Annotated in this window: 18 protein-coding genes; 4 read left to right on the plus strand and 14 right to left on the minus strand. The window is 40.4% G+C overall.

Going from position 1 to position 20,721, the window contains the following annotated elements:
• Window positions 1-89: 89 nt before the first annotated feature.
• A complete protein-coding gene (locus tag PT285_RS08105; RefSeq protein WP_277149506.1) occupies window positions 90-2,108 on the plus strand; it encodes a hypothetical protein in 2,019 nt (672 codons plus the stop codon).
• Between the two features lie 113 nt (window positions 2,109-2,221).
• Here the strand turns inward: PT285_RS08105 and PT285_RS08110 are convergent, their stop codons facing one another.
• From PT285_RS08110 to PT285_RS08160, 11 genes are all read right to left on the minus strand, one after another.
• Complete coding sequence (locus PT285_RS08110) at window positions 2,222-2,707, minus strand: PTS glucose transporter subunit IIA (protein WP_277149508.1); 486 nt, start codon at window positions 2,705-2,707, stop codon at window positions 2,222-2,224.
• A gap of 17 nt (window positions 2,708-2,724) precedes the next feature.
• Window positions 2,725-4,104: a PTS transporter subunit EIIC gene (locus PT285_RS08115; protein WP_277149509.1), complete on the minus strand. Its 1,380-nt coding sequence runs from the start codon at window positions 4,102-4,104 to the stop codon at window positions 2,725-2,727.
• A 21-nt stretch (window positions 4,105-4,125) separates the two neighbouring features.
• On the minus strand, window positions 4,126-5,538 hold the full coding sequence (locus PT285_RS08120) for a glycoside hydrolase family 1 protein (protein WP_277149511.1): 1,413 nt from the start codon (window positions 5,536-5,538) through the stop codon (window positions 4,126-4,128).
• Window positions 5,535-6,395: an MBL fold metallo-hydrolase gene (locus PT285_RS08125; RefSeq protein ID WP_277149513.1), complete on the minus strand. Its 861-nt coding sequence runs from the start codon at window positions 6,393-6,395 to the stop codon at window positions 5,535-5,537. Before PT285_RS08125 ends, PT285_RS08120 begins: the two co-directional genes overlap by 4 nt.
• Window positions 6,396-6,504: 109 nt before the next feature.
• Window positions 6,505-7,353 carry a PRD domain-containing protein gene (locus PT285_RS08130; protein ID WP_277150663.1) on the minus strand — a complete coding sequence of 283 codons (849 nt, stop codon included), beginning with the start codon at window positions 7,351-7,353 and terminating at the stop codon, window positions 6,505-6,507.
• A 336-nt stretch (window positions 7,354-7,689) separates the two neighbouring features.
• Window positions 7,690-8,091, minus strand: coding sequence for a PTS sugar transporter subunit IIA (locus PT285_RS08135; protein WP_277149515.1), 402 nt, complete (start codon window positions 8,089-8,091; stop codon window positions 7,690-7,692).
• Window positions 8,092-8,148: 57 nt separating this feature from the next.
• Window positions 8,149-8,967 carry a PTS system mannose/fructose/sorbose family transporter subunit IID gene (locus PT285_RS08140; RefSeq protein WP_277149517.1) on the minus strand — a complete coding sequence of 273 codons (819 nt, stop codon included), beginning with the start codon at window positions 8,965-8,967 and terminating at the stop codon, window positions 8,149-8,151.
• Complete coding sequence (locus PT285_RS08145) at window positions 8,954-9,859, minus strand: PTS sugar transporter subunit IIC (RefSeq protein ID WP_277149519.1); 906 nt, start codon at window positions 9,857-9,859, stop codon at window positions 8,954-8,956. Before PT285_RS08145 ends, PT285_RS08140 begins: the two co-directional genes overlap by 14 nt.
• Window positions 9,860-9,870: 11 nt before the next feature.
• The gene (locus PT285_RS08150; RefSeq protein WP_277149521.1) at window positions 9,871-10,359 is read right to left on the minus strand and encodes a PTS sugar transporter subunit IIB; all 489 of its coding nucleotides are present in this window, start codon (window positions 10,357-10,359) and stop codon (window positions 9,871-9,873) included.
• Between the two features lie 337 nt (window positions 10,360-10,696).
• Entirely contained in the window at window positions 10,697-11,866 is a 1,170-nt protein-coding gene (locus PT285_RS08155) for an SIS domain-containing protein (protein ID WP_277149522.1), read from the minus strand.
• A 21-nt stretch (window positions 11,867-11,887) separates the two neighbouring features.
• On the minus strand, window positions 11,888-12,604 hold the full coding sequence (locus PT285_RS08160) for a GntR family transcriptional regulator (RefSeq protein WP_277149524.1): 717 nt from the start codon (window positions 12,602-12,604) through the stop codon (window positions 11,888-11,890).
• A 222-nt stretch (window positions 12,605-12,826) separates the two neighbouring features.
• Here PT285_RS08160 and PT285_RS08165 point away from each other — a divergent pair, with 222 nt between their 5' ends.
• Window positions 12,827-13,297 (plus strand): hypothetical protein, encoded by a 471-nt coding sequence (locus PT285_RS08165; protein WP_277149526.1) that lies wholly within the window; start codon window positions 12,827-12,829, stop codon window positions 13,295-13,297.
• Window positions 13,298-13,362: 65 nt separating this feature from the next.
• Here PT285_RS08165 and PT285_RS08170 read toward each other — a convergent pair whose 3' ends face one another.
• Window positions 13,363-16,122: a TIM-barrel domain-containing protein gene (locus PT285_RS08170; RefSeq protein WP_277149528.1), complete on the minus strand. Its 2,760-nt coding sequence runs from the start codon at window positions 16,120-16,122 to the stop codon at window positions 13,363-13,365.
• 151 nt (window positions 16,123-16,273) lie between these two features.
• On the opposite strand from PT285_RS08170, the gene PT285_RS08175 reads away from it, so the two are divergent.
• Both PT285_RS08175 and PT285_RS08180 read left to right on the plus strand, forming a co-directional pair.
• Window positions 16,274-18,043 carry an oligopeptide ABC transporter substrate-binding protein gene (locus PT285_RS08175; RefSeq protein ID WP_277149530.1) on the plus strand — a complete coding sequence of 590 codons (1,770 nt, stop codon included), beginning with the start codon at window positions 16,274-16,276 and terminating at the stop codon, window positions 18,041-18,043.
• Between the two features lie 124 nt (window positions 18,044-18,167).
• Window positions 18,168-19,250, plus strand: a complete 1,083-nt coding sequence (locus PT285_RS08180; RefSeq protein WP_277149532.1) for a PTS sugar transporter subunit IIC — start codon at window positions 18,168-18,170, stop codon at window positions 19,248-19,250.
• 93 nt (window positions 19,251-19,343) lie between these two features.
• Here PT285_RS08180 and PT285_RS08185 read toward each other — a convergent pair whose 3' ends face one another.
• Window positions 19,344-19,889, minus strand: a complete 546-nt coding sequence (locus tag PT285_RS08185) for a histidine phosphatase family protein (protein ID WP_277149534.1) — start codon at window positions 19,887-19,889, stop codon at window positions 19,344-19,346.
• Window positions 19,889-20,719 (minus strand): ammonia-dependent NAD(+) synthetase, encoded by an 831-nt coding sequence (gene nadE, locus PT285_RS08190; RefSeq protein WP_277149536.1) that lies wholly within the window; start codon window positions 20,717-20,719, stop codon window positions 19,889-19,891. The genes PT285_RS08185 and nadE overlap by 1 nt, the downstream gene beginning before the upstream one ends.
• Between the last annotated feature and the right edge of the window lie 2 nt (window positions 20,720-20,721).

Below are 20,721 nucleotides of genomic sequence, written 5' to 3' on the forward strand. Positions count from 1 at the left end.
ACTCTACCATAAAATAAGGCTCTTAATGCCAAAGTTTTGCGACAAACATGTTAAACTTTGGTTATCAATATAATACGAGGAGAACTTAAATGAGCTTTACTTATACACTGCGCTACATGCTGGATCCCAGGACCAACACTGCAGAAAAAGACCAAAAATTGTTTGCTTTTGTTAAAAGAGCCCAAATTGATGATGTGGCATTTTTTATCAATGGCGAGGAGCTGAATCACAGCCACTTAACTAAAGAAGAAACACAGGTCTGGCTGGATGCCATCGCACCCTTGCAGGAAAAATTAAGCGGACTAGGCGTCACAACCAGCCTGAACCCGTGGACAACAATTATGCATTCAGACCGCGGCTACCAAGTTAATCCCAAGATTGGCTTTCGCACCTTTGTTGACATCGACGGCAACAAGGCGCAAGACATGGCCTGCCCTGCCGACCCAACTTGGCGCAAATATATTGCTGCCCGTTATGCCCAATACGCCAGCATCCATCCCCGGCGCTTATGGCTGGAGGACGATTTTCGCCACTACAACCACACACCACGCAAACTAATGTGCTTTTGTGACTATCACATGAAGCTGTACCTAGAAAAATTAGGCAAGGACGAAACGCGCGCCGCATTTGTTAACCAAATGCTCAAGCCGGGTAGGCCGACACCGGAACGCAAAATATACTTGGAACAGGCCCGCAAAGAAATGATCGAAAACGAACATTTAATTGAACAGGCAGTCCACCAAGTTAGCCCCGAAACCGATCTGGCACAAATGACCTCTTATCCCGACTGGCATGCACTTGAGGGGCGTGACTGGGACAAACTCTTTGCCGCTCAAGCCGGTAAAAATCATCCCAAAGTGGCGCGGCCGCATTTACCGGCTTATAACGAAGTGGCGCCGCTTGCTTACGGACGCGCGTTTGAAGAATACAGCCGCATCACCGCAGCTTACTTGGGAGAAGATGCTGAGCTATATCCCGAACTCGAAAGTTACATGTATTCGCCACTGGTGAAATCCGTTGCTTTTACCAAATTTCAAATTATCACCAGCGCGTTAATCGGTAGCAAAGGAATCCTGCTAAATCTGTTCGACATGATGGGTAACGGCATTAATGATGATTGGCATTATGCCGAATGTTTGGCAGAAATTAAACCGTTTATCTCTCAACTTACAGACAAGCGGCTGCCAATCAAGCATTTGCGCGGAATTAAAATTTTGGTTGACCAAGACTCTTCCTTTACCCTGCAGACCAGTTCGGGCAAAGCAATCGAAGAACTGCTGCCGCACGAAAAAAACTGGGCCAGCCTGCTTGGCAGCTTCGGCTTTGCTACAGAAATTTTACCGGTCACTGACGATCTGCAATTAAACCAGCAAACAGTGGCAATTTCGGGACAGCTCCTGCGCAATTTTACTAATGAAGAAATTACATCTTTATTGCAAAATAATACTGTTCTGCTGGATGGTGAGAGCATCAACGTCTTACTCGATCGAGGACTTAAAAGCTTACTGCACATTAAACATGCCGAATGGCATCCCTGCCGCAGCGCCTACCAGTCATTTGAGCAGGCCGATGGCCACTCAGTTGACGGTATGACTAACCCGCGCATCACAATGCTGCAACACACTGGCAACTATCTTCAAATCGACTATGAAAAGGGCAGTGATGTAACAATTTGGTCCAGTGCCTATAATTCCCTTGATCAGCGTCTGGGTAACATGATGGCTGTGATTGACCAGCACATCATCGTCCTGCCGATGGATCAAGACCCAAAACACGGCTGGGAATCACAGTTCACCAGCTACAAAGCTGGCCTTCTGAAACAGATGCTGGACAGCATTAGCAAGGTCGATTATCTGCTGGACATGCCGAACACGAAATTAATGGTGCAGGCTGACGGCAAGAGCGCCTGGCTGGCTAATTTTACTCTTGACGGCTACAGCAAGATTCGCTGGCACCTGGCAAAAGATTTACCTCAAGATAAAGCCAAGCTGCTGCGCCTAAAAGGCAATAATTACGAAAGTAAAAAGGTAAAACTTCATGTCAAGGACGGCATAGCCACGATTGACGAAGAAATTAAGCCCCTCGAAACTATTCAGCTGATTTTTTAAATCTGCCAATGAATAGTACCGTCTAGTTATTATTCATGACATGCACACAAAAAAAGATGATGGAGAAATAAACCTCTATCATCTTTTTTTATCTTTATTTTTGCCTAATAATCCTAATTTAACTGAATATTGCCAATTTCTGTGCCATGCTTAATTTCTTGAGGTTCAATTAGCGGCAGTTCTTTAATTTTATCCATATTTGTAAAAACTACAATTATCTCCGTCGATTTTTTATTGGCAATGACCATTGCCCTGTCCATAGTGCCAATAAAAGTATCCGGTTCAATTTTTTGTCCCTCCTCAACAGCTAGTTTGAAGGGGGCACCCTTTAATTCAACGGTATCAACCCCAAAATGCAGCAGCACTTCTAAACCGGCAGTTGTTTCAATCGTTATCGCATGTTTAGTCTTAAAGATTGACTTAATTTCTCCGCTTACAGGGGAATAAATTTGATCATCATTGGGAACAATGGCAAAGCCGTCCCCCATAACTTTGCCAGCAAACATTTGATCGGAAACATCAGTAATTGGAATTAATCTGCCCCTAACTGGCGAAACAAGCTTTTCGAACTTCGACTGCTTTTTAAACAATTTAAACATAATCTATTCTCCATTAACTATTTCCTATCTTTGCTATTTCTACTAAAGAAATAATTAACTACAAAACTAATAGTAAATGAAATAATTATAACGGCTACAGCCTTAATTGCATTAGTAGTATTCATAGCGGCAGGAATTGAGAGCAGTGATTGTGACATTGGAACATATACCAAATATTTAATAAATCCTGCTATAATTCCTGCTATAGCACAGGATACACTTGTGGCAATCAATGGTGTTTTGGCAGGAACTACTACCCCAAAAAGACCAGGTTCAGTAATGCCTAAAAGCGCAGAAACACAGCTAGAGTAGCCCAATTGCTTTTTACCAGAATCATGAGAAAAAATTGCTTGAGACAAGCAGGCACCTGCCATTGCCATGTTATAAACCATAAATGCAGGTGTAACAATGGGATCGTAACCTGAGGATGCAAGGATTGCAAGCCCAATTGGGATTAGACTCATGTGTAATCCTGACATTACTAAAAACGGCATTAGTGCGGCAATCAATCCGATAGCTAAAAATCCCGCATGTTTTGATAACCATACTACACTAACATTTATTACTGATGTTAACACTCCACCAATAGGTCCAATCACTAAATAAGTAACCGGCACCGTAATTAAAATTATAATTAATGGCACACCAAACGATGCAATAATTTTAGGACAAATTTTCTTAGCAAACCGCTCAACGTAACTCATAAACCAAGTTGCGAGAATAACAGGAAGAACCGTTCCAGAATAAGAAAATGCTGCAATCTTTATTCCAAAAATAGATAGTCCTGCATGAGACATAATCAATTTAGTGATATCTGGATAAATTAATGCTGCTCCTAGCAACAGTCCCATAAAAGGATCGGCATGAAATTGTTTAGCACTAGTATAACCAACAAAAACCGGCATAAAGTAGAGAGCCACGTTACCTAAAGCATAGAAAAATTGATAAGTCCCAGAAGTTTTAGAAACAATCCCAAACGTTTCTAACAATGTAATTATTGCTAATACCATTCCGGCCCCAATAATTACTCCAATCAAAGGAATCATGGTTCCAGAAAGAATATCCAGCAAACGTTTGTACCATCTATCTTTATTTTTAGCTTTTGTAACTTTGCTGCTATTTGTAATCTTTTCACTATTTAAATCATTTTTATTTAAATTATTTTTTATTGCTGTACATATATTATCAACTTCACCACCAATAACAATTTGAAATTGTTCGCCAGACTTAGCAATCCCTTTTACTATAGGTAAATCGGAAATAGCTTGCTCATTTACTAATGATTGATCCCGCAAATTGAAGCGAACTCGTGTCATACAATGAAACACATCATCAATATTTTGCGATCCACCAACACTTGCAATTATTTTTTTTGCATCTGAATCATATTTATTCATATAAATCATTCCTCTTTAAAATTAATTTCCATTATTTTCAATAGTCTTCTTAAACCAATAAAAGCTTTCTTTTTTAAGTCTTTTTCCGCTCCCACATCCATTGTCATCTATATCTACATAAATTACGCCATAGCGTTTGGACATTTGGCCTTCAGAAGCACTAACTAAATCAATAATTCCCCAAATCAAATAGCCTATTATTTCAATACCATCATTAATTGCTTGAGCTACTGCATTTATATGTTGATTTAAATATTCTATTCTATACTGGTCATTTATTTTATTGCTGGATGTAACCGTATCTTTTGCACCTAATCCATTTTCTACGATAAAAATTGGTAAATTATACCTGTTCCACAAGCGATTAAGCAGTAAACGTAACCCAACTGGATCTTCCTGCCATCCCCATTCTGTTTGTTTCAGATATGGATTTTTTAAAGTATCAAAAATATTCCCTTTTACATATTCTTTTTTTAACTTATCATCTACACTCGTGCATTTACTTGAATAATAACTAATGCCAATAAAATCAACTTTATTATCAGCAATAATTTTTAGTTCATCGGCTGTTGTATCAATGTGAATATTATTCTTTTCCCAATAGTTTAAGACCCATTTAGGATATTTTCCCTTTACCTGAACATCAGAGCAGAGAAATGACAATTCATCTTCTTGATATGCCTTCAAACTATCATCAGGATTAGCAGAATATGGGTATGTTATTTGACCTGCAAGCATCATGCCAATTTTGAAATCAGGATTTATTTTATGTCCATCAGCCACCGCAAACGCACTAGCAACAAATTGATTGTGTAATGCTTGAAAAATGACCTTTTCCTTATCATCATTTTCATTGAGTAAAACTCCCGCTCCGATATACGGACTTTTTAGTGAAATGTTTATTTCGTTAAACGTGAGCCAATATTTTACTTTGTTTCGGTAGCGTAAAAAAATTGTTTGGGCATATTTTCGATATAAGTTAATTAATTTTTTGTTTTTCCAACCACCATATTTGATAGAAAGATTAATCGGTAAGTCAAAATGATTGATTGTCACAACGGGTTGAATATTATACTTAAGCAGTTCATCTAAGACTTTGTCATAAAATGCTAGTCCGGTCTCGTTAGGCTCAGAATCATCTCCATTGGGAAAGATTCTGGCCCAACTAATAGATATCCTAAGAGCTTTCACTCCTAATTCTGAAAGCAACTTTATATCATCTGGATATGTATGATAGAAATCAATCGCAGTGTGGTATAAAGAAAATTTAGGAATTTCATTCAGCACATTCTTTTTAATATTTCTTCCACCGTGGTCCAGCATATCTAAGGTAGTAACACCTTTACCGCCTTCATTCCACGCACCTTCGATTTGAAAAGCAGCAGTTGCACCGCCCCAAAGAAAATTATTTGGAAATTTCAAATTTTGCATCATTTTTTGTCCTCAATACCATGTAAAAGAGCTTCGTTAAGTACGTCCTTTTGGTATAAAAGATAAAAATGCTTATAATGATGGGCATATGCCATGCCGCCCATTGAAGGTTCCAATTTATCATTTTTATAATTTTTGAGTAAATCGTAAACTCCCTCAATCATTTCTGTAATAGCATCTGTAGGAATAGGATATTGCCCATGTGCCGGGTATATACATGAAAACTTATCTTTAAGTTCATTCAACTTTTTCATGGATGATACATATGTTTTTAACGGTGCATGGTGCCCTAACCCAGTTTGATAAAAAATATTATGATAATCTACGCTATCACCTGTAAATAGCCACCCATTTTCAGGTATATACAAAGCAATTGAGCCTGGTGTATGTCCTGGAATATGAATGATGTGTGCGTGCAAGCACCCTAAATCAAATGAATCCCCATCTTTAACAAAGGAAAATTCAGTCTTAGATAAGTTAGGTTTGATATATGACTCAATCGACATTTTTTCTTTTAATCCAGGCAGCTTTTTTAATCTATAATCAATAGTCATTTTCTTCATGGCACTGTCATTATCAATAGCTAAAAGACTGTTATAGTCTGCAATATGGATATAAACATGCTCAAACAGATAGCTTCCAAGCGCATGGTCTGGATCACCATGACTATTAACCACAATCAATGGTAAATTCGTTATCTCTTTAATCTGACTGGTAAAATCAATGTACCCGTATCCACAGTCAAAAAGTAATGCATACTTTTTACCGATAATTAGATAACGATTAATGGAATCTACTTCTTTTAAGCAATATAAATTTTTTTCAACTTTATTAACACTCGCATAAATATTGTTTATCATGCTTACCTGCTCCTTAAAATATATAAAAAACACCCAAAAATCATATCTAAATACAAGTTAATGTATTCGGTACAATTTCTGGGTGTTGCCAACTCAATGTTACAAGCCCTTATTCAGCTATATGGATGATGTGTATTAAAAGATAAAGACGATCTGAATCATTAAAATGGTAATCAATTTTTTGCTCCAGATACTTCGTAATCTGTTTCAAGCAAATTCCAGCTTTTTGATGCTGACTCATTATATCTTTTAATAGAGCACTATCTGAAGATAAACCAGAATATTTTTCTTTCGTGTTAGAACGTAAGATCAAATAATACAAATGTGTCATCAATCTAGTCAGAGAAACATCGTTCTCAGAAAATTTGCGACCAAAAACAGATTCAATAATATTAGTTATATCGGTAAAAATATTCATAATATTAGAGAAATTTTTTATCTGACCATTCGAGCGCTTCATCTCGTGCTCAACCAAGTGCATTGCTATAAAGCCAGCTTCATCATCCGATACTTTAACGCCCGAAAGCTGCTCAATCATTTTTTGAGCTTGCTTCCCAACGCCATATTCTTTAGTAAAAAAGCGTTTTAAATCAAATAACATTGGATTAAATAAATTTAATCCCTGCTTGATCCGTTCAACAGCAAAATAAATATGATCAGTTAACGGCAGCAACAAATGTTCATCAAAATCTGAATCAATTTCTTTTCTTGCAAGCTGGATTATTTTATCTGTCAGTTCAAAATATTCTCGTGGTATTTTATCAGATAATTGTTTAAATGAACTAATCCATTTATCATCAGTTTGGGGCATAGACGAAAAAACTTTATCACTTGGCTGCGGATCATAATTCTGTCCGCTGTGAGCTTTAAAACCAATTCCTCTACCCCAAATTATTTGCTCTTGATTTTTTCCATCCTCCACAAGTAGAACATTATTGTTTAACACCTGTGAAATCATCAAGATAATCACCTAAATATAAATAGATTAAATTTTATTCTAATACTTATAACTCCTTACGTAAGCGCCTACAATAAGTATATTAAACCAGAAAATAATTTTTGTCAATACTTTTTTTATTCATGAATAGTTTATTTCCAATAAGGAAAAAATTCGCCAACTAAAGGTCTAAAAATCAAACCGCATTAGTATTAAAAGGTAAACAAGTGGCCATATTGCATTATAAATTATGAAACTAATCCCAGAACAAGCACTTTTTCAAACTTTTTACAAAAATCTGCACAAAAAAAGATTCTAGAATTACTCCAGAATCTTTCTTATTTTGAAAAACGCTTGTTATTTTTTCATATTACCCAGCATCTGATTGATATCAACTATTCCTGCCTTCGCAGCCGTAATATAATCAGATTCTGCTCCACTCATTTGACTGTTGAGCCATTCAATAACCATCGGCAGATTCATGCCGGAAAGCAAATGAATATTTTGACCACCCATTATCATACGGCTGACCGTGTTAGCAGGCGTGCCACCCATCAGGTCAGCAAAAACAGTTACATCTTCGAGCACGTAATCAGCTATCGCTTTTTCAAACTTTGCCTGAAAATCTTCAGGACTGTCTTCCGGCAACAAACATACAGTATGAATGTGTTCTTGCTCGCCCATGATGAGTTCTGCACTTGCCTTAACGCCTTCTGCCATATTGCCATGACTAATTAAAATTAATTCCTTTTCTGCCATAAATGTTTACCTAGTTTCCATCAAATTTAAGAGAATAATAAATTTAGTCTTAAGCAATTAGGCCTTAGATATGATACCTAAACCACCGCAAATTACACATAGAACGATTACGATTAAGATAGCTTTGGTCGAAGTCATCTTCTTCTTGCCTAGAAGCCAGTAGACAAAGCCAACAACTAAAGCAGGTAATAGTTTTGGAAGAATCATATCAAGATTATTTTGAATATTCATTGTAACACTACCGATTTTTGGCACCCAGCTGAATTTAATGTTAATCATGGTTGCTACCAGAGCACCAACCATAAACACACCTAGAACGGTTGCTGAATCAGTTATAGCATTCATTTGGTCACGCATATCCGTAACCAAAGATGTACCTTGCTTATAAGCAAAACGTAATTGCTTCCAACGAAAGACACAGATTAGTAAACTGGCTGCGATCCAAATCAAGACACCAACCGGACTACCATCATGAGCCATTGAGGCTGCCAAAGCACCAAAGATCGCTGGAATTAAAGAAGCAAAGATTGAGTCACCAATAGCGGCAAACGGCCCCATCAAACCAACCTTGATACTTTCAACCGCATCTTTTCCTTCAACACCTTCATTTTCCTCAATTGCTAGGTCAATACCAGTAACAATTGTGTTGAAGAAGTTGGAAGTATTGAAGAACTGCATGTGTGTCTTCATCATTTGCTTTAATTCAGGTGTATCATCGCCATAAATTTTCCGCAATTGTGGCAGAATCGTGTACAAATAGCCACTATTCTGCATTCTTTCATAGTTCCATCCTAACTGATAACCAAACAAGGATCTTCTATTAATCTGTCTAAAGTCATCATCAGTTAATTTATAATTTGGTTTAGAGTTCGTCATCAGTAATCTCTCCTCCATCATCAACACTTGATACTTTTTGACTAGTTGCAGTCTCCGCTGCTGGTTTAGAAGCAGGCAAATTCTTGTAGTGTAGAATTGCAAGCGCAAGGCCAATCAGAGCCATTGCCAGCATTGATAAGCCATTAAAGCCACCTACAAAAGTCTTGTTAATAGCAGCAACGCCTACACCTAATGTTTGAACATTTGTAAACAATACTGAGAACAATGTCGTTAATGTGAAGCCAAGAATTAAGTATGCAATATGCTTTTTAACCGGAAGGTTTCTGAGCAAAATCGCAAAGCCGACAGCTGGAAGGGTAGCACCCGCAAGGGTTAAACCGGTACCAAGCCAGCTTAACTGACCATTCAAGGCATTAGCAATTGTTTGAACCAAACCTTGACCAAAAGCTAAAGCAATAAAGACAGGAATTGCACGAGACAAAGCCCAAGGAATCGCACCATAAAGGACGTTTCGTTCAACCGCCTTATAATTAATCTTGTCTTGGTCAATTAAGTGGTCAATTCTGTGTGAGAAGTATGTGTTGGCAAAACGCGCTAACACGTCTAGTTCAACCATGATTGCGGCAACGGGAACGGCAATTGAAGAAATTGCTGTTTGTGGACTCATGCCCCTAACACTGGTTGAGAAAGCTGTTGCCAGAACCGTACCGGTCGTCGCATCAATCTTAGAAGCACCACCAAAGGTACCAACACCTAAAACCATCAATTGCATTCCTGCACCAATGAATAAGCCGGTTTTCAAATCACCCATAACTAAACCAGCAATCAAGCCAGCACCAACAGGTGTATTCAGCGATGAATAAATTTGCAATTCATCAAGAATTTCATATCCGGCATACAAAGTTAATAATAATATTTGCCACCAAGCCATTTTATGACCTCCTACTTCATCTTTTCATCTATCAGTTTCATCAGATCATGTGAATCATCACGTGGAGTTAACTGAACCGTAAGTTTTACACCTTTATCAATAAGCTGCTTAAAAACCTCAACATCAGCCTGGTTAACACTAACCTGCTTGGTCAAAGCAGTAGTATCATCTCCCTTAGGCATGTTACCAACGTTGACAGTCTCAATTTTCACTCCTCGATCAATTAAATCAAGGAAGCGTTCAGGCCGTTTAGCAACAATGAAAAGCCGTTGCTTGCCATAACGCTCATTATTCAAATGATCTGCAGCAACATCAGCCGTCAAAACACTCAATCTCGTTGTCATCGGCGTCGCCATTCGCAAGCCGCTCTTTTGAATATCGCTCTTCGAGGCATCGTCATCAACAACGATAATGCGCTCAACTTGAAGATTCGGTGTCCAAAGATTAGCAACTTGACCGTGAACCAAACGTTGATCAACTCTTGCACCCACTATGTTCATATTAATTCCTCCATATTACAACAAAACGTTAACAGATTGGAACCGATACCAGAAATATCTAAAAATATTTTTGATACCCTGAAGCGCTTTCAGGTATTATGATAAGGTACCAACCAATTTTTGTCAACCATAAATTTAAAATTATACAAAAAACAGAGCACAAAAGTGCTCTGTTAGATATATTGCTTGCCTGTCTAGCTTAAAAATAAATTTTTTTAAAGCATGCAACTTTTTTGTATAAGCAAGTCATCGCAGTTTAAAACATGGAAGATGTGCAACTGGTATGGATGACTGCTATGATTAAACAAGTGTTTCATATAGAAATGAACACATTAAATTACTTATTGAGTTCATGAATAGTAACGCCCTTTACGACCCGGTTAACTGTTCCAGTTGGCGACGGTGTATCCGGCTTATTATGAACTTTAATTGAGGTCAGCAATGCGATTGTTTGGGCGAACATAATATCTGGAAAAGCCATGTAGGCATCAGGCAACAAATCTTCACCTGCAAACGTAAATGATTTACCAGCAAAATTTTGTCCGTCTTTTGGCTGTCCAACGGCCATGACGAGCGGCACAATCTGATCATCCTTGATTTCATTTAGAATATCCAAATCGTATTGCCTAGTATAATCATCATTTGAAACGAAATTGAAAACAATTGTCTTACTATTCAAGAAAGACTTAGGACCGTGACGCAGACCCATGGACGTGTCAAACAAGGCAGCAACCTCACCAGCGGTTAACTCCAGAATCTTCAATCTGGCTTCCTGAGCCAATCCCCCTAAACAACCGCTACCAGTATATACAATTCGGTTAAAATCGGTATCGACAATTTTTTGAATTTCATCTTCTCTAGCAATGACGCTCTCACCCATTTTAGCAATTGCGGCAACACAGGCAGCCTTCTTATCGTCTGCCAGCGTATCAAAGATCAACAAGGTGGCCAGCGTCATACAGGAAAACGAGCCGGTCATGGCAAAGCCCTGATCTAGCGACTTAATTGGTGTCAAGAAAACAAGGGCATTAGGATCATCTTTCAAATCATCAGCGAGCCTAGCATCCGGTGCACAAGTAATCGCGATCTGATACAAGTTCTTAACTAATTTTTTCGCCAATTCAACCGTTGCCACCGATTCCGGTGAATTTCCGCTGCGCGCATAGGAAATCAAAATGGTCGGTGTGTCTTCTTCCAGATAGTCACGTGGGGTTGAGACGATCTTGGTCGTGTCAATTGCTTCAAAGTCAAAGCGCGACCGGTCGCCGTGCAGTTTAAGGTATGGCAAAACCGTATTGCCAACATAGGCACTGCTGCCCGCACCCGTGAAGACAACTCGCACCTTGCTCCATTTAGCAGTAATTTTAGTCAAAAAATCGTGGATTTCCTGCTCATGTTCCTGGTAGAGCTTAAAAGTTTGCTGCCATAACTTCGGCTCCTGCTGAATCTCGCGCGTAGTAATTACCGCACCCATTTTTGTTAACTCATCATCATTTTTTGAAAACATTTTTACAACTTCCTTTCAAAATCAAACCAAATGATTATATTGCCGTGACCGGTAAACAAACTTATCTCCCCGTGCTAAGGAAATGGTAAATTCAACCGGAACATTTTTATCATTAATTGTCTTACGATATATTTTCAGACTTGGTGATCCAACTTTTTCATGAAGAGAGGCACTTGCCTCATCGTCAAGACTGACTGCTTGCACATCTTCAAAAGCCATCACACTGCGCTGATTATATTTTTTCTTTAATACGCTATAAAGAGTATCATTTTCCAAATCAGTAATTTTTAAATCAGGGAAAAGCTTTTCTGGCAAATAAGTTTTGCTATAGATCATCGGCTCATCATCGGCTAGACGCAGTCGAATCAAGCGGTAGGTTTTGTCTTCTTCTTGCAAATTTAACTGGTCGGAAATATTGTGGTTAGGAACAACCAGCTCAAGCTTCTTATTCTGCGTGGTCGCCGTTCGCCCATACCGAGATGTATCCTCAGAAAAAGAATACATGCCCCCAATATTCAGCTTATTAAGATACCTGCCCGCAACAAAAGTCCCTTTACCATGCAAACGATAAATTACGCCCCGGTCTTCTAGGTCCTTAAGTGCTAGCCTAATAGTATTCCGACTAACATCGTAATCCGTTAAAAGCTGGCGCTCGCTAGGCAACTGGTCATTTGCTCTCATTGAATCAATTTTATTTTCTAAATCTGAAATTACTTTGCGATAAAGTGGTTTTTCCATAAGCAACACTTCCTCTCTTACTGGTTGATACCACTTCCTAAATTCTAGCAAAGAAACCGCTTAAATGCAATTTTTATTGGATAGAAAACACAAAATTGCATTCAAATGTCATAGGGGAAAAATTGCTAATAACTGCTGCATAAAAAAACGAACTGGTTAGCAAAAGAGAATGCATCTACTTATTCGTAAAAGGTATAATAGTATAGGGAGGTAGAAATGAAAATGAAAAAATTGATAAATGCGGTAATAGCAGTATTAGTGGTAACTGCTATCGGAATAACAACTCCGTTACCTGCACAGGCTAAATATATGGGGCATTCCGCGACGCCGACAGAATTAAGAGGAAATTGGTACCGTTATGAGGGTAACAATAAATGGCAACATTTCAAAATTACCAAACACTCATGCATATTAAATGGTAAAGTCCTTTGCAGTTTAAATAAAAAAGGCGCTAAAAAACTGCATGTGATGCAGTACAAACAAAATGGCAAGGCCTATTACGATTTGAACAAGTTTAGCTATCATTATCAAGAAATTGGGTCTTTTTGGTTATCACAGAGAAAAATTCACGGAAGAAGAGTCATGAAGAGCTATTACAACATGGGCTACTTTTCTGTTTATACCAGAAGCAAGATAAAGCATGACTATTCTTATGAAGTTAAGGGGGACTTTAACAAATACCTCGGCAGATAAGCTGTATTGTTTGCATTAAAAACAAAAGGAGCAAGTTTAATTCTTGTTCCTTTTTCATTCTATAATTAAAAATACTTTTTCGCACTCCAGCCGGAATAACCAGAAGAGGTAACAGTCTGTACTTGGTACCAGTGCTGCGAAGCTGGTCTTAAATCATGTAGTACCAGCAGCGGATCGGGTAAACCAGTGTATAAAAGACCATCAACCTTAACATTATAGGTAACCCGACCAAGATTTTCATCTGCCGGTTCCCATGCAAGCTTGGCCGTCAGCGCTAAACTATCACTTAAACCTGCAGGACCAGCCAATGCAATCTTTTTGGTTGGTAACTCATTGACCGCATCTGTTTGGAGTTTAACCCCTTTAACACGCAGGACAATCTTATCTTGGCTAATATCCACAGGGGCAATTTTTACACGTAAAAAGTTCTGTGCCAGGTCTGCACCCATTTCTCGCAAATAGGGATTTGTTACATATTGTCTATCCCAAAAGTAACTGTTGGCGGATTTTTGAAAATCTTCCAAATCTTTTGCCTCGTGCAGCACCACATCTTTGGCAGCAATGGCTACAGAAACAGCGGTCGGTGCCTGCTCCGTCTTGATTGCTAACTCCGTCGGCCGCTCTGCTGTCATTCCTGCATAGGTGCCAGCCGTCGGATTAATTATCACCGTCAGCTCCGTACCAGCAAGCTTGCTGCTAATTTTCGTCTGGGCAGATTGGCCCTGCTTGTACTTATCTGAAATATCGTCATCTTCATACCAATTAAAGCAATTTTCACCCGCAGGATAGATTTCCAATTGACGCTCCTGCTTGACCTTTTCATATTCAGCCGGTGTATTGGTCGGTGCAGCCTTAGGGATAATTGCCCCCGCCTTAACAAACACCGGCAGCTTCCACAGCGGTGCTGCAAAATTGTTCACCACCTGGCCGCCCCGATAAGCCTTGCCCGTATAATAATCAAACCAAATTTGCTGTTCATCTGGAAGATAAATACCATTACGAATATCGTTGCCTGCTTGATCCGCCTGCGTATTTTGGTAAATGGGCGCGATTAAGAAACTCTCGCCCCACAAATACTGGTACTTTACCAGATTGGTATAACATTCAGGCAGAGCGGGATATTCCAAAAACATTGCTCTAATCAGCGGTTTACCAGCGACAACCGCTTCGTGCGCGATGCTGTAGATATAAGGTAAAAGCATGGTCTTCTGTTTGAGGTAGGCGCGGTTAATTGCCGTAATGTTTTTTGAAAAAGCAAAAGGATTCTTCGGATTGGTGCCCCAGCCGTCCATGTTCAGCTGAATTGGTGTAAATGCCTTCCACTGATAATCGCGTGTATTGACGACCGGATTGCCACCGTAAAAAATTCCGTCCATATCTGAAGCAACATTAGGTTGCCCTGACAAGCCTTCACCGATATAAGTCGGAATCTGGAAACGAATATATTCCCACTGACCGCCCTTTTCATCGCCGGTCCAAACAGCCGCAGTATTCTGAGTACCGGCCCAGCCGTCAACGGTGATGATAAAAGGTCGTAGCGCATCCCCCTTAATTTTTTTAATCATTGCGGCAGCAGTCTGCGTGCCATTCAAGCCAAAAGAATAGCCAGACCCAACCCAAGCAACATCAGTTTTCAGAGCCATCACACCTGCTCGCAGTTCCTGCTCAAAGTCACGGTCGCTTGTTTTGGGATGGTCAGGATCAACTGGCAGCAAATTTTGCTGCGTCCACAAACCAACCTCAACCCCGCGGGAATTTGCATATTCCACAAATTCTCGCAGATTAGCAACATTGCCAGCGAGGGTCTTAGTTTGACCGTATCCGGCACCATAACCATCATTAGGCAAAAACCAGCCTAACGGCAGGTCCTGCTGCAGATACTGGTCCAGCATCCCCCGGGCGCTAAGCTCATAATTCTCTTCTCCGCCTTCACCGTTCAAATTTTCCCTAATTGCCTTATCCTTCAACTCCTTGGGCAGCTTTTGCGGCTGATATTCTTTGTAATATTTGCCATTTGGGTATCTAATTGCACCCCCAGCATTCGCATTCGTTTCTACCCAGTAATCACGGTTATAGGCATTCAAATGTGCCTCATAAAAACCATAGAGGGGCAGTAGGAGCGGCAAACCAGTCAGCTGTTGGTAGGCATGAATCAGTCCGTAAGCTGTATCCGCAAAGAAATAAAACGCATCAAAGCGCTCTTCATTATGCGTGGTCGTGACCCGGCCATTTTGCTTGCTGGCAAAATCATAGACTCCCCGGGCAAAAGTATTACGCAAGACACCGTAACCACTAGTTGACCAGTAAAAAGGTGCTGGTGAGGTTACCCCTTGGTCGATCCAATTGTTGGTATTGGCAATCTGCACTTCTTCGCCAGTCAAATTGAAACGCCCGTTTTGGGTGCCGCCGCCAAAATACTTGCTTCCTGCTTCATCAAGCAGCACCTGGCTGCTGCCGTCTTTTTTAACCGTTAACGGTTTTGCTTCCGCCAGCACGGTCTCGCCCTTGCGCTCAACACTCATTGTGCCCGCCGATTTAGCAAAATTAATCATTAATTCACTGGCTTTAAGGCAAAAAGTTGTCGCTGTTTCTGTCAGGATAGAATTATTCAATTCTGCACTACCATCTGCAGCGATTTCCGGGGCCAAAATCTGGGCGTGCAGATCTGGCTGCGATTGCTTCGGTGCCGCATATTGTCCTGAAGGATCAACGTAATAGCGGAACAGATTAGGCGCAATTAAATATAAGCGCCCAACCACCCCGTCTTCATAGGTAATTTCGCAATACCCTTCTTTTTTAATCACACTTGTAATTTTTTGATTCATTGTTATAATTTTCCTTTTTCTATCGCAACTTGCTTATCTTAAAAAAATATTGTAATTTACTTCTTATCCTGCTATTATTTATTACAATTATAATTTTAATTTAATAATAAATGTTAACGCAATCAGTGTCTAAATTCAAGGAGTGATCAAAATGAATAAGCACAAAATTTTAAAGTTTATCACGCTTGTGCCTGTGCTCGCCCTGGCATTAACTGCCTGCGGCAAAAAGAACACCACCGCGAACAACAATAGCAGCCCAAGCAATAAATTCCCTACTTCTGTTCCTACCAAACCGGTCAAGCAAGGAGGAACAATCAGGGTAGCGCTTGAAACCGACACTCCGTTTCAGGGAATTTTTTTGGACGAAATCTCTGAAGATAGTGTCGATTACCTGGCTTCACAGTTTGGCGATGAAACGCTTTTTTACTATAACAATCATTATAAAATTAATGACAAGGGTCCCGCAACTCTGAAAATAAACAGGAACAACAAGACGGTGACAATCACTGTTAAAAATGGTGTCAAATGGTCCGACGGCCACCAGGTAAACGCCAAAGACCTAGAGTATTCTTATGAAGTAATTGCCAACAAAAAGACCAATTGCGAACGTTACAGCGAACAAATTGAAAACATTGAGGGCATCAAAGAATACCATGACGGGCAGGCCAAGACCATTAGCGGAATTACATACCCAGATGGTCAAAATGGACGGTCAATTGTCCTCCACTTTAAGAAAATCATGCCCGGGATGTATAATGCCGGCAGCAACTGTTACAGTGAGACCGCCGTACCCTATCATTACCTTAAGAGTGTGCCTTTTGGCAAGTTAAAGTCCTGTGACCAGGTTCGCAAAGCCCCGCTTTTCTTTGGGCCATACCGTGTACAAAAAATCACGCGGGGACAATCAATTATCTGGGTACCAAACAAATATTACTGGCGCGGCAGGCCGAAATTGGACAAGATTTCCATTTCGGTTGTTTCAACCAATACCGCTTCACAAGCGTTAAAGAGCCACAAATTTGATGTGATTGACGTGGTGAACACGCAGTGGAACCAAGTTAAAAACACTGCCAGTTATAACTTTGTCGCCCAAGTGCCGCTGGTTTACTACTACCTGGCCTTCAAAGTCGGTAAGTGGAACAACAAGCTGGGCGAAAACGTGATGAACAAAAACGCCAAGATGAACAGAAAGCCGCTGCGTCAGGCAATGGCCTATGCGATGAACGTTGAGCAGGTTGATAAGCGCTACACCCAGGGACTGAAGTTTCGTGTTCCAACTCTAATTCCAGCGCAATTTGGCGACTACTTTGACAAGAACATCAAAGGCTACACATATAATCTGAATAAGGCCAACCAAATTTTAGACAAAGCCGGCTACAAGAAGAAGGGCAAGTGGCGTTGTCTGCCAAACGGCAAGCCGCTCAAGATTAACTTTTTAGCAATGAGCGGCAATGCTACCCAAGAACCGATCATTCAAAATTACCTGCAGCAATGGCACAAAATTGGGCTGAACGTGCAACTAATGGGCGACCGGCTAATGGAAAGCAATTCATTTTACGATAAAATAACGAAAGACGATCCCGCAGTGGATGTATATATCGGAGGTTTTGGTTTATCAACCGAGCCGTCCCAGGCCAATCTTTACGGTTTAAAATCTGCTTCTAATTATTCACGTTATGCCACTCCTGAAAATACCAAGCTGATTGCCGAAATGGATTCACAAAAAGCTTTTAATCATGATTATCGGGTTAAGGTTTTCCATAAATGGCAAAAATACATGGATGATGAAGCCTATGTGGTGCCGCTGGATTCGCTATACACGATTACAGCAGTTAATAAAAAATTAACAAACTACTCACGTGACCCAGACAGGGCAGCCAATACACACCCAATTTGGTATGATATTGGTTTTGCCAAATAGTGCTTTACCACAAAAATATTATACTAAAATTAAATAAATTTAATTTTAGTATAGATTTTTGCTAACTAAAGTGTTATTATTCCTTGAAAACTAGTATCTATCTTTATAGATTGAGGGAGTGAATATGGATAATAGTAAAAAATCAATCACAGTAAAGGACTTTTTTAATAAAATTCTATCAGGAACGGCGACAGGAATTATTGTCGGTTTGATTCCGAATGCTGTGCTAAGCGCAATTTTAAAATTATTTGGTAATAATCCGATTACGGTTGGCTTAACCCATGTCTTGCTGGTCTACCAAGTGGCAACACCGCTTTTGATCGGTGCGTTAATTGCCTACCAATTTGGTTTTTCTGCTTTAGATATTGCTGTCGTCGCAGGCAGCGCTTATGTCGGCTCCGGTGTTACCCAATTTAATCCGTTGGCAGTCAATCCGGCAACAAAGCAGCCCGGTATCTTCATCTCTTCGGGGACGGGAGACCTGATTAACACAATGATCACAGCAGCAATCGCTGTTGCCTTGACGTTGCTAATTGGCAATCATTTTGGGTCTGTTAAAATTGTATTGAGTCCCATCATCGTTGGTGGAGGTTCAGCTTACATCGGTTTTCTATTATTGCCTTGGGTTAGCAAAATCACGACCGGCTTAGGAGCAATTATTGCTTCATTCACTAAGCTGCAGCCAGTCATTATGTGTATTCTAATTGCTTGGATGTTCGCCCTGCTGATTGTTACCCCGGTTTCAACGGTCGCAATTGGGATGGCCATTCAGCTAAACGGAATTGCCGCCGGTGCCGCCGCAATGGGCGTTGCCGCTACCACAATCGTTTTGGTTGTCCACTCATGGAAGGTTAACAAGGCCGGCGTAACGATCGCTGTTGCTTTGGGAGCAATGAAAATGATGATTCCGAACCTTTTCAGGCACCCAATTATTATGCTGCCAATTCTGATTACCGCAACGGTTTCTGCAATTCCGGTTGCCCTCTGGGGAATTTCTGGGACGCCAGCATCAGCAGGTTTCGGCCTTGTCGGAATTGTTGGTCCGCTTGCATCACTGAACGCTGGCAGCCAAAGCATCAGTTGGATTTTGGCACTTATTGCCTGGTTTATTATTCCAGCTGCAGTTGCGCTAGCTTGCCGGTTTATTTTAGGGAAAATGATGCATGTTTACGATGAAAAAGTTGCTTTCGCTTACTTAGGCGACTAATTCAGATTAAGAAATAATTATGCAACTCAAAAAGACATTAGATTCGTTTCTAATGTCTTTTTGAATGCCTATTTTAATAACTAGCAATAATCTTTATAGCAGCTCTGCCCTGATAAAAGCACCGTGCTTCAATTTAACCCGTAACACCGCTGCATAAGGTAATCTTTGCCAAAAGACAAAACCCATTCCCGGATGTACCAATTCATAAATTGTACTCATCACCGTTCCGTGTGAACCGACAGCAGCAACAGCCGTTTCATCCAAACGGCTGATAAACTGAACATACCGCGTCTGGGCCTGCTTTAATGATTCACCGCCATTTTTAGCAAAAGTAAAATCTGACCATTGCCGTTCAACATAATCGGTAAATTCTTGACCATCTTCAAACCAAACCGGCATTTTGCGTTCAACCAGCAAATTGCTGGTCTGAGCTTTCAAACCATGAGCAAGGGCCACAGGTTGAACTGTCCTAATAGCTCTAATTAACGGACTGGAAAAAACAGCCATATAAGGAACACTAGCTAATAATTTAGTTAACCTTTGGGCCTGCACTTGTCCGTGCGCTGTGAGCGGCCGCTGAAAATCATCGTGAACATTAATGTCTGGTTCACCATGCCTGATTAAATCGACAACCGGCATTATTTTTTCCAGAAGTCATCGAACACGGTGATCGGTAAATGACGCTTATGCTCACTCTTAAGCCACAGTTGCTCAATTCTTTGAGCAGCTTTAGCAGGAACATCCTTACCTTCCAAATAATCGTCAACTTCCTCGTAAGTTACGCCCAAGGCCTGCTCATCAGGCAAAGCCGGACGATCCTCTTCCAAATCTGCCGTCGGTGCCTTCATGTATAAGTGTTCAGGACAATGCAGCGCCTTAAGCATCTGCTTGCCCTGCCGCTTATCCAGCCGAAATAGCGGCGTTAAATCTGCTGCTCCATCACCATATTTAGTGTAAAAGCCGCTGAAATTCTCGGCCGCATGATCGGTGCCAATAACCACACCCTGATTGGCACCCGCAATCGCATACTGAACCACCATCCGTTCCCGGGCTTTAACGTTACCTTTATTAAAATCAGTGATCTTTTGCCCGGTTTCTGTCACACTTTTAACCACAGCATCAACGGCAGGCTTGATATTCACCGTCAAATCCTGATCCGGCTCTTGAAAAGCAATTGCGTCGGCCACATCCTGGGCATCTGCCTGAACATCGTATGGCAGCCGGACAGCAATGTACTGGTAAGCGTCATCGCCGGTTTCCTGGCGCAGTTCATTAACCGCCATCTGACACAGTTTGCCCGCCAATGTGGAATCTTGGCCGCCAGAAACACCCAAAACCAGTGATTTAACAAAAGAATTGGTTTTTAAATAATCCTTTATGAAGTCAACTGAACGTCTAATTTCCTTCTGGGGATCAATCTGCGGCAGCACATGCTCATATGCAATTATCTTTTCTTGTAGTTTTTTCATTG

The sequence above is a fragment of the Lactobacillus sp. ESL0791 genome, assembly GCF_029433255.1.
Classification (GTDB): Bacteria; Bacillota; Bacilli; order Lactobacillales; family Lactobacillaceae; genus Lactobacillus.

What these genes read in the sequence shown, in the direction of transcription:
- PT285_RS08105 (WP_277149506.1), top strand. Translation starts at nt 90, where the DNA reads ATGAGCTTTACTTATACACTGCGCTACATGCTGGATCCCAGGACCAAC.
- PT285_RS08110 (WP_277149508.1), bottom strand. Translation starts at nt 2,707, where the DNA reads ATGTTTAAATTGTTTAAAAAGCAGTCGAAGTTCGAAAAGCTTGTTTCG.
- PT285_RS08115 (WP_277149509.1), bottom strand. Translation starts at nt 4,104, where the DNA reads ATGAATAAATATGATTCAGATGCAAAAAAAATAATTGCAAGTGTTGGT.
- PT285_RS08120 (WP_277149511.1), bottom strand. Translation starts at nt 5,538, where the DNA reads ATGATGCAAAATTTGAAATTTCCAAATAATTTTCTTTGGGGCGGTGCA.
- PT285_RS08125 (WP_277149513.1), bottom strand. Translation starts at nt 6,395, where the DNA reads ATGATAAACAATATTTATGCGAGTGTTAATAAAGTTGAAAAAAATTTA.
- PT285_RS08130 (WP_277150663.1), bottom strand. Translation starts at nt 7,353, where the DNA reads ATGATTTCACAGGTGTTAAACAATAATGTTCTACTTGTGGAGGATGGA.
- PT285_RS08135 (WP_277149515.1), bottom strand. Translation starts at nt 8,091, where the DNA reads ATGGCAGAAAAGGAATTAATTTTAATTAGTCATGGCAATATGGCAGAA.
- PT285_RS08140 (WP_277149517.1), bottom strand. Translation starts at nt 8,967, where the DNA reads ATGACGAACTCTAAACCAAATTATAAATTAACTGATGATGACTTTAGA.
- PT285_RS08145 (WP_277149519.1), bottom strand. Translation starts at nt 9,859, where the DNA reads ATGGCTTGGTGGCAAATATTATTATTAACTTTGTATGCCGGATATGAA.
- PT285_RS08150 (WP_277149521.1), bottom strand. Translation starts at nt 10,359, where the DNA reads ATGAACATAGTGGGTGCAAGAGTTGATCAACGTTTGGTTCACGGTCAA.
- PT285_RS08155 (WP_277149522.1), bottom strand. Translation starts at nt 11,866, where the DNA reads ATGTTTTCAAAAAATGATGATGAGTTAACAAAAATGGGTGCGGTAATT.
- PT285_RS08160 (WP_277149524.1), bottom strand. Translation starts at nt 12,604, where the DNA reads ATGGAAAAACCACTTTATCGCAAAGTAATTTCAGATTTAGAAAATAAA.
- PT285_RS08165 (WP_277149526.1), top strand. Translation starts at nt 12,827, where the DNA reads ATGAAAAAATTGATAAATGCGGTAATAGCAGTATTAGTGGTAACTGCT.
- PT285_RS08170 (WP_277149528.1), bottom strand. Translation starts at nt 16,122, where the DNA reads ATGAATCAAAAAATTACAAGTGTGATTAAAAAAGAAGGGTATTGCGAA.
- PT285_RS08175 (WP_277149530.1), top strand. Translation starts at nt 16,274, where the DNA reads ATGAATAAGCACAAAATTTTAAAGTTTATCACGCTTGTGCCTGTGCTC.
- PT285_RS08180 (WP_277149532.1), top strand. Translation starts at nt 18,168, where the DNA reads ATGGATAATAGTAAAAAATCAATCACAGTAAAGGACTTTTTTAATAAA.
- PT285_RS08185 (WP_277149534.1), bottom strand. Translation starts at nt 19,889, where the DNA reads ATGCCGGTTGTCGATTTAATCAGGCATGGTGAACCAGACATTAATGTT.
- nadE (WP_277149536.1), bottom strand. Translation starts at nt 20,719, where the DNA reads ATGAAAAAACTACAAGAAAAGATAATTGCATATGAGCATGTGCTGCCG.